Genomic DNA, 13019 nt, shown 5'->3' on the forward strand with positions numbered 1-13019 from the left:
CTCAGAAACCGACGTTCATCGACAGGAAATAGGCGCGGCCCGGTTCGTTGTAGGTGGACGCGCCGGCCCCGCCACTGTTGTCCTCGCGGAACAGGCGCTTGTCGAACAGGTTGTCGATGCCGGCGCCGAGGGTGACGTTGTCGGTGAGGTAGTAATGGGCGCTCAACCCCCACACGCTGTAGGGGTCGCGCTCGTTCAGCGCCTCGCCGGACTGGGGGCCGCCGAGTATCGTCTGTGTCGGTGGTTCCTGCTTGCCATACAACGTGCCGGTGAATAGCAGCGACAGGTCGTCGGTGGGCCGCCAGTCGAGGGAGGTGTTGAGGGTGTAGCGGGGGATGATCGACAGCGGCTGGCCGGTTTCCTGGTTCTCGTTCTCGATCATGTAGGTGAGGTTGTTGTCCCAACTGAGCGTGCGGCCCCTGTCGCCGAGCAGCGGAACCCTGAGGTTGCCTTCGAACCCGCTGACCACCGCCTTGGGTGCGTTCTCCCACTGGAACACGCCGCCGTTGTCGGCGGCGGTGCGTCCGACCTCGTCCAGGCCCGCCTGGATGCGGTTCTTGTAGTCGTTGTGGAAGTAGGTCAGCGAGGCGTGGTAACCGCGGTCGGCCCACTCGATGCCGATTTCCTTGTTGAGGCTGGTCTCGGGATCGAGATCGGCGTTGCCGAGGATGTAGCAGCCTCCGCCCTGGTTGCCGGTATAGCCGTACGGGCAGCCGTTGCCCATCGTGTAATACAGATAGTTGGGATTGGACTGGTAGAGGTTCGGCGCCTTGAAGGCACGCGCCACGCCGCCCTTGACGATGACGGTATCGCTGACCATGAACTGCGCGTTGAGGCTGGGGCTGAGGTGGTGGCCGAACTGGCTATGGTGGTCGAAGCGCAGGCCCGGGGTGAGGGTCCAGCGCTCGCCCAGGTAGATATTGTTCTCGACGAAGGCAGCGCTCAGCGTGGCGTCGGCCTTGCCGTCCTGACTCTCCGTATCGACACCGGGAATTGCACCGCCCCAGTTGATCGCGCCCATGACCGAGTATGGATCCTCGAGCCGGCTCTCGCGGTGCTCGAAGCCCAGCGTCCAGACGTGCTCGACGCCGCCCAGGGTGGTCGGCACGTTCACCTCGCCGTCCAGGCTGTAGTTGCGTAGGCGCGAGGTGGACCACTCGTCGGTGGTGTCGATGCTGCCCTCGGCGCCGCCGGCCAGCCCCTCGTTGAGGCGCGAGTTGTTGGTACCCTCGAAGGCCAGGCTCAGGCGCGAGGCGTTGTCGCCCCAGGTGCCGCGGTGGGTGATGGCGGCGGTGTTGCGGTACATGCGGTTGGTCTCTTCGCCGGCATTGGCCAGTTCCGTCAGCAGGTCGCTGCCAGTCCCGCTGACCGCGCGATCGCCGGCGTAGATGTTGCCCTGGCGGCTGGTGCCGGCCTCGAATTCGAGTACATGGTCGGCATCGACGTCCCAGCGCAGCAGGGCGTTGACGTCGCGGTTGCGTACGCCCTCGCGGCCGGCCGGTGGCGTGCTGCCGGTGGCGTGATCGGCGTTGAGGTCGAGGGAGTCGGCGTCGGTCTTGTTGACGTTGCCGTACAGGCGGAACGACAGGCTGTCGGCCAGCGGGCCGCTCAAGGTGAAGCCCGCGCGCTGGCTGCTGCCTTCCTCGCCGTGTTCGGGCATCTTCCCGTACAGGCTCAGCGAGCCGCTGAACTCGTCGGTCGGGCGCTTGGTGATGATGTTGATCACCCCGCCCGAGGCGCCGGAGCCATAGCGTGCCGCCGCCGGGCCGCGCAGCACTTCGATCCGCTCCACCGCCTCGACCGGCACCCAGTTGGTGTCGCCGCGGGTGTTGCGTTCGCCGCTGCGGCCCATGCGGATCGAGTCGCGTGAGCCGACCGGTTTGCCGTCGATCAGGATCAGCGTATTCTCCGGGCCCATGCCGCGCAGGTCGATCTGGCGGTTGTTGCCGTACTGGCCGGAAGCGCTGTTGCCGGTCAGGTTGACGCCGGGCATGGTGCGGATCAGATCGGACAGGTCGTTGGCGGGTGGGCGGCGCTCGATGTCCTCGGCGGTGATGGTCGAGGAACCCAACGCCTGGCGGGCAATGGCCTCGGCGGTGACGTAGAGCGTGTCGAGGGAGGTGGTGCTCTCTTCCTCTTCGCTTCCGGACGTTTGTGCGGCGAGTGGAGGCGAGAATGCCAGCGCGATGGCGACGGACAGCGTGGAAAGTGCATAGGGAGAGGCGATGGAAGGCATGTGTCGAGTTCCGATAGCAGGCGTTGACCGTCTCGCATGTCGGCGGAGACGAGTAAGGGCGAAACAGGGAAGTGCCGGTTAACGGATAGGAATGATAATACTAATGAGAATATTTAACAATAATGATTGAGATCGACTGCTCCATGGCAACGAGGTCCATGGCAGACTGGCGTGAAGAGGGCTGGGACTGAAGCCTAGATGGGAAGAGAAACGATGGTGTCAATGGCCACCACAGTGGGCGCTACCGGGCATCGAGAGCACGTCAGCACTTGATGGCCGTGCCGAGATCGATGTCAGGCGCTCATTGACAGATGACCGGTATTTGCCTGGCCAGCAGCGTGCTCCCTTCGGAGTTGGCAATTCGGGCGTATCGGTGAGAAGGGCGCATTCAAGGCCCCAGGCATTCGTTCGCCTGCGCCAGTGGCTGGGCGTCGAGGGTATCCACGTGCATGGCGCGCAGTCCTCCGCCCCGTTGGGTGATGACGGTGTAGTTGGGGCCCGTGCCGGCGGACCACCAGGGGCGCGGGTTCTTGGGCTCGACGATGAACTGGTGGCTGGCGCCGCGCCCGGAGGTGTAGGAGATGCCGCATTCGGTGATGCCGGAGAGCGAGATGTGGATATGCCCGAAGAACAGGTGGCGTATCCCGGCGGGATGGGCGCGCAACACTTCCATCAGCGGCTCGGGGTCATGAAAGCCGATATGCTTGAAATGGGCGAACCCGGCGTCGAAGGGCGGATGATGGATGAAGATCACTGCCGGTACGTCTGGCGTCTTGGCCAGCTCGGTGGCCAGCCAACCGAGACGTGCCGGGCAATATTTTCCGCCGGTGGTTTCCGGTTCGTGGCTGTCGAGGAAGAGCAGTCGCAGTGCGCCGTCCGGCGTGGTGAGCGCGGACTGGATGAAGCCCTGCGAATCGACTGACGCATCCGGGAACACTCGACGGAAACTGCCCCGGTCGTCATGGTTGCCCAGCAGCAGGCGTACTTCGCACGGCAGAGGTGCCAGTGTGTCGAGCAGCAGCCGGTAGGCATCCTCGTCCCCGTCATTGGCCAGGTCGCCAGTGATGACGACGAGGTCGGCATCGGCGTGGCGCTCGTTGATGTCGGCGACGATGCGCCGCAGGCTGGCGGCGGGATCGAGATTGTAGAGGGTTCTGCCGGGCGGCACGAAATGGGTGTCGGTGATCTGGATGATCTTCATAAGGGGGCACGCTTCAAGTCATGTCAGGGAAACGGGGACCGTTGATGGTCCCCACCACGGTGGCAATCAGTTCATCAGCGCTTCGGTCTCGCTGACCATGCGCGCCAAGCCGTCCTCCGGGGACACTTCACCGCGCATCACCTGGCCGATGATGTCGCGCTGCGCCCGCCAGATGCGAACGGATTCACCACCCGGATAGCCTAGCCAGGGCCGTGAGCGGTCGGCCTGGCGGGCCGCCGTGCTGGCGTTGGGGTTGGCGGTGTAGTGCGGCGCCAGGTAATCGTCGCCGAGGGCGCGCAGATTGGTCGGCAGATAGCCAGCGATTTCGACGACGATCGTCTGTGCCTCTGGGCCAGTCGTGAAGAGAGCGTATTTCCATGCCGCCTCGCGCTTGGCCTCGTCCTGCGCCAGCACCACCGCGGCGTTGCCGCCAGTAGGTATGCCGCCATTCTCTTTGTCATCGATCGGGAAGAGCGTGGTGCCCAACTCGAAGCGGTCGCCGACCAGCCCCTCGATGGTCTGGAGGTGGGCCGGCGTGGAGAAGATGATGCCGGTCAGGCCCGCGCCGAACTGCTGACGTGACTGATCCCAGTCGAGCGGCTCCATGCCGCCTTCGGTGACGAAACGGCGTGCAAGGGTCAGGGCGTTCAGGCCGATCTCGTTATCGAAGCCTACCTTCTTCGCCTCGGGGTCGAAGAGCGTGCCGCCCTGCTGATAGATGATCGCCTGCCACAGCCAGTCGTCCGGCCAGCCCGGCAGGTCGTAACCGATGCCGTTGATATTGTCGCCGAGCGTGTCGATGTCGGCCGCCAGTTCCAGCACCTCCTCGAAGGTATCGGGCATGTTCTGCGGGTCGCCGCCGGCCTGACGCACCAGGTCGGCATTGAAGTACATGATCGGCGAGGACGCATTGACTGGCAGACCGTATTGCGTGCCATTGATCCGACCGAGCGACAGAATGTTCGGATCGTAATTATCGCGGATGTAGTCTTCGCCCAAGGCGTCGAGATAAGGCTGTAGGTCGATGATCTGGCTGCGCGTGGCCAGCGTCTCGGCAAGCTCCCCCAGCAGGTGGTAGCCGGAGAAATAGATATCGGGAAGATTGTTGGTCACCGCGAAGCGCAGCATCTGCTGGTGCCCCTCGTCATACCCGGCACAGGGCGCGAGGAAATTGATCCGGATGTCGGGATTCTCGGCCATGAAGGCATCGGCGATCGGCTGATGGAAGCGGGAGAAGCTGGCATGGCAGTGCAGCACGTCGAGAGTGATGGTCTCGGCGGCCGCCGTCTGGGCCAGACCGGAGCCCAGTACGGCCACAGCGGCGAAATGACGAAGTTTCATCGGGGGAAGTCTCCATGCGAGGGTGAGCACAATGCCTACTTCACGCCGGTCATCGTGATGCCTTCGATGAACTGGCGGCGTGCGAGCAGGAAACAGATGACGAGCGGCGAGGTCAGTACCGCGGCCCCGGCCATGAGTGCGCCGTAATTGGTGCCGGACTCGGCGTCGGCGAAGAACAGCATGCCGAGCGGTGGCGGGGCGAGGCGCATGTCGGAAATGACGATCATTGGCCAGTAGAGGTCGTTCCAGTGCGCCACGATGGAGAACACGGCGAAGGCCGCGATCGCCGGCAGCGCCGAGGGCACGACGAGGCGCCAGCAGATCGCCATCTCGCTCATTCCGTCGAGTCGTGCCGCCTGAATGATCTCGTCGGGATAGGACTTGAAGGTCTGGCGAAAGAGAAAGATCGCGAAGACCGACAGCAGGAAGGGGGCCATCAGCGCAAAATAGGTATTGAGCAGGTCGGCCCAGGCGAGCCCGATGAAGAGCGGCAGGGCCAGGACCTGCATCGGTACGCACAGCGCACCGATAACCAGGGAGAAGAACAGCTTTGCGCCGGGGAATGGCAGCTTTGCCAGGGCGTAGGCCGCTGGGATGGCCACTAGCAGTTGCACCACAAGAATGCCCAGGCAAACGATGACGCCGTTGAGCATGAAACGAAACAGCGGCACCGTCTGGGTGGCCGCGGCGTAATTCTCCAGGGCGTGGAAGGATTGCGGGATCGGCCACAGGCTGACGTTGAAAATCTCCGCCGGCGCCCGGATCGAGGTCAGCAGCATCCAGTAGAAGGGCAGCAGCATGAACAGCGCACCGGTCATCAGCACGGCATGTGGCAGCAAGCGGCTGTACGTACTCGGGGCCAGGAACCCGGTCTTGTCGCTCATCAGTAGTGAACCCTGCGGTCGAGATGCAGTGCCTGCCCAATCGAAAGAAACAATACGAAGGCAAGGAAGATCAGTGTCAGCGCGGCGGCGTAGCCCATCTGGAAATACTCGAAGCCTTCCAGGTAGAGCGAGTAGAGCAGCACTTCGGAGCCGTACCGGCCACGCGTCAATACCGCGACGGTCTCGAACACCTTGAAGGCGGTGATAGAGGTGGTCACCGCGACGAACATGACGGTGGGGCCGAGCATCGGCCAGGTTACCGTCAGGAAGCGATCAAGGGGCCGCGTCGCACCGTCGACGTGGGCAGCGTCGTAGAGGTCACGTGGGATCGCGGAGAGTCCCGCGAGAAACAGGATCGTGTTGAAGCCAACGATCTGCCACACACCAATGACGGCCAGTGTCGGGATGATCAGTACGGGATCCGACAGGAAGGCGAACTCCCCGAAGCCAAGGGACTTCAGCGCAGCGTTCACGGGGCCGAGGCGCGGATGCAGAATGAACTGCCAGACCGTCGCCATTGCTACCAGCGTCGAGGTCACCGGCAGAAAATAGACGACCTCGTAGAACGACCGGGTACGGATACGGCTGTGGATCAGCGTGGCGACGAGCAGCGCGATGCCGACGCCGAAGGGAATCACGATCGCCACGTAGAGCAGCGTGTTGGTGAAGGCGCGGCGGAAGACCGGGTCCGAGAAGGCATTGGTGAAGTTGTCCAGGCCGATGAACTGGGTGGCCATGGCGCCCAGCCGATAGTCCGTCAGGCTCAATGCCACGAGGGTGATCAGCGGCACGATGTAGATGAGCAGCAGCAGCAGTGTCGCCGGGGAAACGAAGGCGAAACCCTTGAGTTGCCGCCGCCGCGTGCGCGACAGCAGTGGCTCAGCCTGACGTATCTCGGTGGGCAAGGTATCGGCGGCGGCGCTCATGCCGACATCCCGACTTGCCGCTGCGTGATGGCCTGCGCCGCTGATTCGTCGAACGGTGGCTCGATACGCAGGCCATCCGCGGCGAAGAAGTGCGCCCCCGCCGGGCGGAAATGCAGTCTGATCGGTTGGTCAATGGCGACCCCGCTCGCCTCGGCCGGGGAGAGGCGGGCATGCAGCATGCGCTCCTGGTCATGCTGCATGGCGAGCAGGAAGCAGTCGGCGCCGTGATGCTCTAAGCGGTGTGCGGTCGCCTGCAGAGTCACGTCACCTGGCTCGGCGTGCAGTCGCAGTGCCTCGGGTCGTACCGCCACGGTCACGCTACGATGCTCCGCCTCGTGCAGGTTGGCCACTGGCACGCCTATCAGTTGCACCACGCCATTGGTGACAATCGCCTCGAGGCAGTTGATCGTCGGCGAGCCGATGAACTGCGCCACACGCAGGCTGGCCGGTCGGTGGTAGAGTTCGTCCGGCGTGCCGAGCTGCAGAATATTGCCGTCTGCCATCAATGCGATACGATCAGACATGGTCATTGCCTCCACTTGGTCATGAGTGACGTAAATGAAGGTGGCGCCTAGCTGGCGGTGCAATTCGGTAAGCTCGGTGCGCATGTGCACGCGCAGCTTGGCGTCCAGGTTGGAGAGCGGTTCGTCCATCAGAAAGGCGGCTGGACGACGAACCATGGCCCGCGCCAGGGCTACGCGCTGGCGCTGTCCTCCTGAGAGCTGGGCTGGCTTGCGGCCGAGCAATGCTTCTATCTGCAACTGCGTGGCCACGGCGCGTACGTCTTTACCGATAGATGCCAGGGCCTCGCGTCGGCCCGGGGTGGCCATGCCGACGAGAGGCCAGCGGGCACAGGTACTCAGCCGAGACATTCGCAGCGGGGTGGCGATGTTCTCGCCCACCGTCATGTGCGGGTAGAGGGCGTAGCTCTGAAACACCATCGCCACGTCTCGCTTCTGTGGGTCGAGATGCGACACGTCGCGTTCGCCGATGGAGATGGTGCCGCGGTCGGCTTCCTCGAGGCCGGCGATGATGCGCAGCAAGGTTGACTTGCCACATCCTGATGCACCGACCAGCGTCAGGAACTCGCCCGGCTGGATATCGAGCGAGACATCGTTCAGGACGGTATGGGCGGCATAGGTCTTCGTGATGCCCGAAAGCTTGACGCTCTGTGCCATGTGTACGGCCCCGTTCGATCATTATTGGGGCTGAAGGCTAAGGGTGTGACATGACATGCGCATAATATCGGGATGAAAATCTGATAATGATTTTGTTTCACACGTTCGAACACCGCGCCACGGGCCTTGCGGCCAGTACCAGCCACACCTGAGCGCTTCCTGTCTCTTCCGGCTGGCCTAGGGCCTCTCGAAGTCTTTACGTACGCCATCCAGGACAATCGGGCATCGTGAGATTCAAAATGCTGGATTCGGCCATTTGGACGCCTGCGTCCCTCGCCATTTCGGCATATGCGAACTCTATTCCGCCGGTTTCGGCGGGCTCATGCAGAGCCCTGAACTTCACGATCCATTGTGCATAGCCTTCAGGAAGTGGGCTGAAGGCAGAGGTCGCATGGGTTTTATCAGGCGACAGCGCAACAACCGCCTTTGGACGAGCGCCACCTGGTGAGCCCCCTGCCAGGCGAAGATTGGTGAGGAGGCGAGCCGTCTCCCCCTGCTGCACTTCGATGGACGCTTCAAACAGTTGCGCCAAGTCTACCGTGCCAGTGAGTCTTGTTTTCTCGGCCCTGGGCTGATAGTCGAATGCGCCCATGCCTCGATCCCCCATATAGGCGAGCCGATCCAGCGCGGTCACTGTACGATGTGCCGTCGCCGAAGGCGCCGTTGAAAAATCTATCCATCAGCAACATCCCCCAGCCATCGGGGAGCGAGTCCGAAAATGGGCCGTGCAAGCCTTCGAAGAGCAAGGGATCACGAGCCAACTGGGGTTTGTCGTTAAAATCCATGGTCAGCGGTGAGAGGTTGAATCCAGTCGCTAGCCAGCCCCGATCGTAGACAAAATAGATCCCTCTACCTTCAGCTCTGTAAAGTTCTCCAACCTTGACTCCACTTTTCAACACCGTCAGGGACTCCGTGTGTTGCAGTTTTTTGGGTTTCATTTCGTCCCCCGTTTGCGCTTGGAGTTTTTGAGTTCTTCGTATGTGTTGGGGTGGTCAGGCTTGAAGAGCTTTGAGATTGCCGTCAGTTCATCGAGGCTGGCTGCCAGAAGGATCATTGCTTCCAAAGTGATCGCTCCAGTCATCTCGAATCGCTTGATCGTTGACTCCGAAACGCCCGATTTTCTGGCCAGCGTCTTGCGCGAAAGGTTCTTCGATAGGCGCAGGGCCTTGGCGTTATTACCAACGTCTCGGGCCAGCTCCGCCGGTGAATAGAGCAGATGCACGAAGGACATGATTCCGTCGCCTCCTGAAAATTTACATAATGGTTGGATATGACCAATTATAGCATAAAAATGGTCATATAAGACCATTTGTGCTTTTCAGGCGCATGCGATGCATGAGCAACGAGCTGACCACACGGATAAGGCCCCCAGCACAGACGGCTTGGTTGCGGGCCTTCTCCATGCTTCGAGCGTGACGCTGCCGTAGAGGCTTCTACAAGGGGCCCCATTGGCAAGGATCATCCCCTATCGAGGTGTCCATGAGCGTTGGACAAGGGCAGTGAAAACAGTCGGCGAAAAATTTCTTGAGGAAAGTAAAGCGCCCGGACGTTGGTACTTATGTGAGAAACATAATCATTCGCATGAGGTCCGAGAGGAGCTTTACTCGATATGCAACGCAAGGGCGACAAACGATCGAGAGGTGCAGGGGGCGCCTCCGTACTGGAGAGTAAGGGACTTTTACAGCGCAGGGGGCTAGGGCAGGTTGGCATGGCCGTGCTGCTGGCCATGCTGGCAACGGAAGCCCAGGCCCAGTCGCAACCGCCGGGGGCGGAGGCCGGGCGTAACGCCGGCGACACACAACAGCCGGCCCAGCAGGTCTACCGTTTCGACCTGCCGGAGCAGCCGCTGCTCCACTCGCTGGGTGAATTCACCGGCATCACCAACATTTCCGTGCTGAGGCCGGATGCCCGGGCCATCGACGGCACGGCGCCGGCCCTCAGCGGCGAGATGACCGCCGACCAGGCGCTGCGGGGGCTGCTGGCCGATAGCGGGCTTGCCATCGAATACCGCAACGAACGCACCGCCGAACTTGTCGAGCCGCAGCCGGCCACGATGACCACCGTAGGCGATCAGGTCGGCCTGGATACCCTGACAGTGGAGGCCGACCGCATCGGTGACGACTGGGTCTACCAGGAGCCGCGCTCGGTCAGTGTGATCACCCGCGAGCAGATCGACCGGCACCCGCCAAGACACATCGCGGAAATCCTGCAGGAGACGTCTGGGGTCAACGCCTCGATGAACTACCAGACACCGGGGTTGGCGCTCAACATCCGCGGCATGCAGGATTTTGGCCGCGTCAATATGATGGTCGACGGCGCCCGGCAGAACTATGCGATCAGTGGCCACCAGCAGCGTAACGGCGAAGCCTTCATCGACCCTGAGTTCATCGGCGACGTCACCATTGAGAAAGGACCCTCCGCATCGCTGGGCAGCGGCGGCACGCTCGCCGGCAGCGCCAACTTCCGCACCGTGGACGTCAATGACATCGTCGCTCCAGGGGAAGACAGAGGCGTCCGGCTGCGCGGTTCGACCGGGGTGGGCAAGTACAGCCAGGGCAATGACTTCAATGGCAGTGTGGTGGGCGCGCTCAGGGCCAGGAATGACGCCGAACTGCTGGCTGGCTATAGCCAGATGCGCAGCGGTGAGTTCAGGGCCGGTAGTCGCGGACAGTTCGGGCGAGTAAATTATAGTTACAACAATCCACGCAATGACAGCTTCGGCAACGAAGGGGATCTCGTCGCGATTACACGCCAGGAGCGGCGCAGCGGTCTGCTCAAGGGCAGCCTACGCCTCACCGACACCCAGCGCCTGCGCCTGAGCGCGCTGCGCAGTGAGTTCGAGTTCGATACGGCATCATCGAGCCTTGGTTATAGTCACCCTGATGACATTGAAGTTTTCCCCACCAGCAACAGGGTCGAGACCAGCACCTTTACCCTTGGCCACGAATGGCGCCCGGACAGCAACTGGCTCGCGGTGGATACCCAGCTCTACTACGTCGATACACGCAACGATCAGGAGCTTCCCGACCGCAATGAAGGCATGCCAGACGCTGCCTTGCCCTTTATGCCCGGTGGCTTCGCTTCGCGTACCCGCACCGAGACCTACGGGCTGACCGCGGAGAACAACGCCCGCTTCGCCATTCCCGGCTTCGACGTGGCCTGGAACTATGGTGTCGACCTCAGCAAAGACGAGACCTCGCCCAGCGCCACCGGGTCGCGGGAGACCAATATCGACTATGCCGGCTCGCTTGAGCGCATGAACCCCGACGGGGAGCGCTGGCTCGGCAACGCCTTCAGCGCACTGCGCTTCGAGCATAATGACTGGCTTACCCTGCAAGCCGGCTTACGCTACGATCACTATAAGCTGAAAGGAGAAACGGAATACGAAAACCCGCTTTTACCAGTCGGCCAGCGCGAACAGTACGCCGAAGCCGATGCGTCAGATGGCGCCTTCTCGCCCAACTTTGGCATTGCGGTCAAGCCCTTAGAACACTGGCAGCTCTATGCCAACTGGGGCAAGAGCTGGCGGCCACCGACGATCACCCAGGCCCTGGTGGGTGGCGATCATCGCTATGTCAATGATGGGACCCGGGTCTTTCCTAACACTAATCTCAACCCGGAGCGCTCGGACACCTGGGAGGTAGGCAGCAACCTGATCTTCGATGACTTGTTGTTCGATGGCGACCGGTTGCGCGCCAACATCAGCTACTTCACTACCCGCACCAAAGACTTTATGGGCATGGCACAGGTATGCCCGCCCAGAGCCAATGGAAATTGTCTGACTTCGCTTCAATTGATGGGCTTTGTCAATGTCGATTCGCCAGTGGACAGCGAGGGATTCGAGATCGAGCTGAGCTACGACACCGGCAGGGTGTATGGCCGGGCAAGCTATACCGATACTGATATGTCTTCCAACTTGATTTATGACGCGAATACTCTCGGCGAAAACAGCTGCCAACCCTCGAACAACCCAAGATATGAAACAACATGCAATAGTGTTGGATTATGGTATTACCCCAAGCCGCCACGGCAGGTTTATACACTACAGTTGGGTGCCCGAGCCTTTGACCAGCGCCTGGACTTCGGGCTGCGCCATCGCTACTCCTCGGGGCATAAGCAGTTGCTCTCGGATGTAGGCGTTTATAACTCCACTCGTGATGGCACCATTCAGCCGTATAACGTCACCGACTTCTATGCCGTCTATGCCCCGACGGACAATCTACGACTCAATCTGGCCGTGGATAACCTGCGCGACGAGGCCTACGGCATCCCCATGGGCGACGTGCAAGTACTAAGCCCGTCGCCGGGGCGTACGGTAATCGCGGGGGTCGAGTATCGCTTCTGATGGAGTCGGACACCAGAATTCCGGCCACCGGACAGCTGTATCCGGTGGTCAGAATGGCGGAGCATCATGCTCCATTCAATAGGGCAACACAGGAGATGTAACCATGTCCTTTTTTGTAGAGTACGGCGGTGATCTGACCGCTTCCAGCACCCTGGCGGACTTCTTCGCCGATTTCAGCGACTTCTTCGCCCAGGACGGGCATGAGTTCAACAGCTGGTTCAATAGCGAAGATACCTTCCCGGGGCCGTTGTCTGGCACCCAGTACGCTATTGTCTCCGAGCTTGATGATATCGAGGACTTCTCGTTTATCGCCGGTGCGGCGGAGGGCAGCGAGTTGACCTACACGCTGTTCGGTGGAGTACCTTTCCATACCCTGTATGGCTCGCTGGACTCCCTGGAGTTCGGTACCGGGCTGGAACAGTGGGACGAAACAGGCGATGGCAACTTCGCCCTTGGCGAGACCTATCTCGACATCAGCGGCCTCGACCTGTTCGGGGAGCTGAGCGAGGGCCAGGCTAATGTCGTCCACGAAGTGGTATGGGGTCTGATGGGAGGCGAGACGGATGCGCTGGCGGATGTCATCAACGATATCCTCGCCGACTACAACCTGACGGTTGACTCCACCTTCGCCGAGCTAGAGCTTGCCGGCTTGGCTGGGCCGGCATCCGTCACTGGCGTGACCGAAGTCAGCGACTTCGACCTGGCCCTGGCTGCCTGAGCATCGCCATATAATAAAAAAAGCAAGGGGAAACCCCTTGCCAAGAAAGAGAAGTATCACCGCGCCACGGGCCTTGCGCCCGGGGCGCGGTGTCTGGGCATTTTCACCACCGCTGGCGCGGTGTCAAGCATAACAACCATATAAATACGCAAAACGTGACCCGAGATGAGTGGATGACGATTTCATGCGA

General features: G+C 61.5%; 11 protein-coding genes. 2 read left to right on the plus strand and 9 right to left on the minus strand.

Going from position 1 to position 13019, the window contains the following annotated elements; all coding sequences use genetic code 11:
* Window position 1 precedes the first annotated feature (1 nt).
* The 9 genes from C1H69_RS19500 to C1H69_RS19535 all read right to left on the minus strand — a co-directional run bounded on the left by C1H69_RS19500 (window position 2) and on the right by C1H69_RS19535 (window position 8997).
* Window positions 2–2236, minus strand: coding sequence for a TonB-dependent siderophore receptor (locus C1H69_RS19500; RefSeq protein WP_102655054.1), 2235 nt, complete (start codon window positions 2234–2236; stop codon window positions 2–4).
* Between the two features lie 388 nt (window positions 2237–2624).
* The gene (locus C1H69_RS19505) at window positions 2625–3437 is read right to left on the minus strand and encodes a phosphodiesterase (protein WP_102655055.1); all 813 of its coding nucleotides are present in this window, start codon (window positions 3435–3437) and stop codon (window positions 2625–2627) included.
* Between the two features lie 66 nt (window positions 3438–3503).
* On the minus strand, window positions 3504–4778 hold the full coding sequence (locus C1H69_RS19510; RefSeq protein ID WP_102655056.1) for an ABC transporter substrate-binding protein: 1275 nt from the start codon (window positions 4776–4778) through the stop codon (window positions 3504–3506).
* 35 nt (window positions 4779–4813) lie between these two features.
* Entirely contained in the window at window positions 4814–5662 is an 849-nt protein-coding gene (locus tag C1H69_RS19515; protein WP_102655057.1) for a carbohydrate ABC transporter permease, read from the minus strand.
* Complete coding sequence (locus C1H69_RS19520; RefSeq protein WP_102655058.1) at window positions 5662–6588, minus strand: carbohydrate ABC transporter permease; 927 nt, start codon at window positions 6586–6588, stop codon at window positions 5662–5664. Before C1H69_RS19520 ends, C1H69_RS19515 begins: the two co-directional genes overlap by 1 nt.
* Complete coding sequence (locus tag C1H69_RS19525; protein WP_102655059.1) at window positions 6585–7766, minus strand: ABC transporter ATP-binding protein; 1182 nt, start codon at window positions 7764–7766, stop codon at window positions 6585–6587. Before C1H69_RS19525 ends, C1H69_RS19520 begins: the two co-directional genes overlap by 4 nt.
* A 196-nt stretch (window positions 7767–7962) precedes the next feature.
* The gene (locus C1H69_RS23940; RefSeq protein ID WP_240610019.1) at window positions 7963–8358 is read right to left on the minus strand and encodes a HipA domain-containing protein; all 396 of its coding nucleotides are present in this window, start codon (window positions 8356–8358) and stop codon (window positions 7963–7965) included.
* Window positions 8282–8704 (minus strand): HipA N-terminal domain-containing protein, encoded by a 423-nt coding sequence (locus C1H69_RS24655; protein ID WP_205738560.1) that lies wholly within the window; start codon window positions 8702–8704, stop codon window positions 8282–8284. The genes C1H69_RS23940 and C1H69_RS24655 overlap by 77 nt, the downstream gene beginning before the upstream one ends.
* The gene (locus C1H69_RS19535; protein WP_102655060.1) at window positions 8701–8997 is read right to left on the minus strand and encodes a helix-turn-helix domain-containing protein; all 297 of its coding nucleotides are present in this window, start codon (window positions 8995–8997) and stop codon (window positions 8701–8703) included. The genes C1H69_RS24655 and C1H69_RS19535 overlap by 4 nt, the downstream gene beginning before the upstream one ends.
* Window positions 8998–9474: 477 nt before the next feature.
* Between C1H69_RS19535 and C1H69_RS19540 the strand changes: the two genes are divergently transcribed.
* Both C1H69_RS19540 and C1H69_RS19545 read left to right on the plus strand, forming a co-directional pair.
* A complete protein-coding gene (locus tag C1H69_RS19540) occupies window positions 9475–12111 on the plus strand; it encodes a TonB-dependent receptor (protein ID WP_165789544.1) in 2637 nt (878 codons plus the stop codon).
* A gap of 103 nt (window positions 12112–12214) precedes the next feature.
* Window positions 12215–12829 carry a heme acquisition protein HasA gene (locus C1H69_RS19545; RefSeq protein WP_102655062.1) on the plus strand — a complete coding sequence of 205 codons (615 nt, stop codon included), beginning with the start codon at window positions 12215–12217 and terminating at the stop codon, window positions 12827–12829.
* Window positions 12830–13019 lie beyond the last annotated feature (190 nt).

This window comes from Billgrantia endophytica (assembly GCF_002879615.1).
GTDB lineage: Bacteria > Pseudomonadota > Gammaproteobacteria > Pseudomonadales > Halomonadaceae > Halomonas > Halomonas endophytica.

What these genes read in the sequence shown, in the direction of transcription:
- C1H69_RS19500 (WP_102655054.1), bottom strand. Translation starts at nt 2,236, where the DNA reads ATGCCTTCCATCGCCTCTCCCTATGCACTTTCCACGCTGTCCGTCGCC.
- C1H69_RS19505 (WP_102655055.1), bottom strand. Translation starts at nt 3,437, where the DNA reads ATGAAGATCATCCAGATCACCGACACCCATTTCGTGCCGCCCGGCAGA.
- C1H69_RS19510 (WP_102655056.1), bottom strand. Translation starts at nt 4,778, where the DNA reads ATGAAACTTCGTCATTTCGCCGCTGTGGCCGTACTGGGCTCCGGTCTG.
- C1H69_RS19515 (WP_102655057.1), bottom strand. Translation starts at nt 5,662, where the DNA reads ATGAGCGACAAGACCGGGTTCCTGGCCCCGAGTACGTACAGCCGCTTG.
- C1H69_RS19520 (WP_102655058.1), bottom strand. Translation starts at nt 6,588, where the DNA reads ATGAGCGCCGCCGCCGATACCTTGCCCACCGAGATACGTCAGGCTGAG.
- C1H69_RS19525 (WP_102655059.1), bottom strand. Translation starts at nt 7,766, where the DNA reads ATGGCACAGAGCGTCAAGCTTTCGGGCATCACGAAGACCTATGCCGCC.
- C1H69_RS23940 (WP_240610019.1), bottom strand. Translation starts at nt 8,358, where the DNA reads ATGGGCGCATTCGACTATCAGCCCAGGGCCGAGAAAACAAGACTCACT.
- C1H69_RS24655 (WP_205738560.1), bottom strand. Translation starts at nt 8,704, where the DNA reads ATGAAACCCAAAAAACTGCAACACACGGAGTCCCTGACGGTGTTGAAA.
- C1H69_RS19535 (WP_102655060.1), bottom strand. Translation starts at nt 8,997, where the DNA reads ATGTCCTTCGTGCATCTGCTCTATTCACCGGCGGAGCTGGCCCGAGAC.
- C1H69_RS19540 (WP_165789544.1), top strand. Translation starts at nt 9,475, where the DNA reads ATGGCCGTGCTGCTGGCCATGCTGGCAACGGAAGCCCAGGCCCAGTCG.
- C1H69_RS19545 (WP_102655062.1), top strand. Translation starts at nt 12,215, where the DNA reads ATGTCCTTTTTTGTAGAGTACGGCGGTGATCTGACCGCTTCCAGCACC.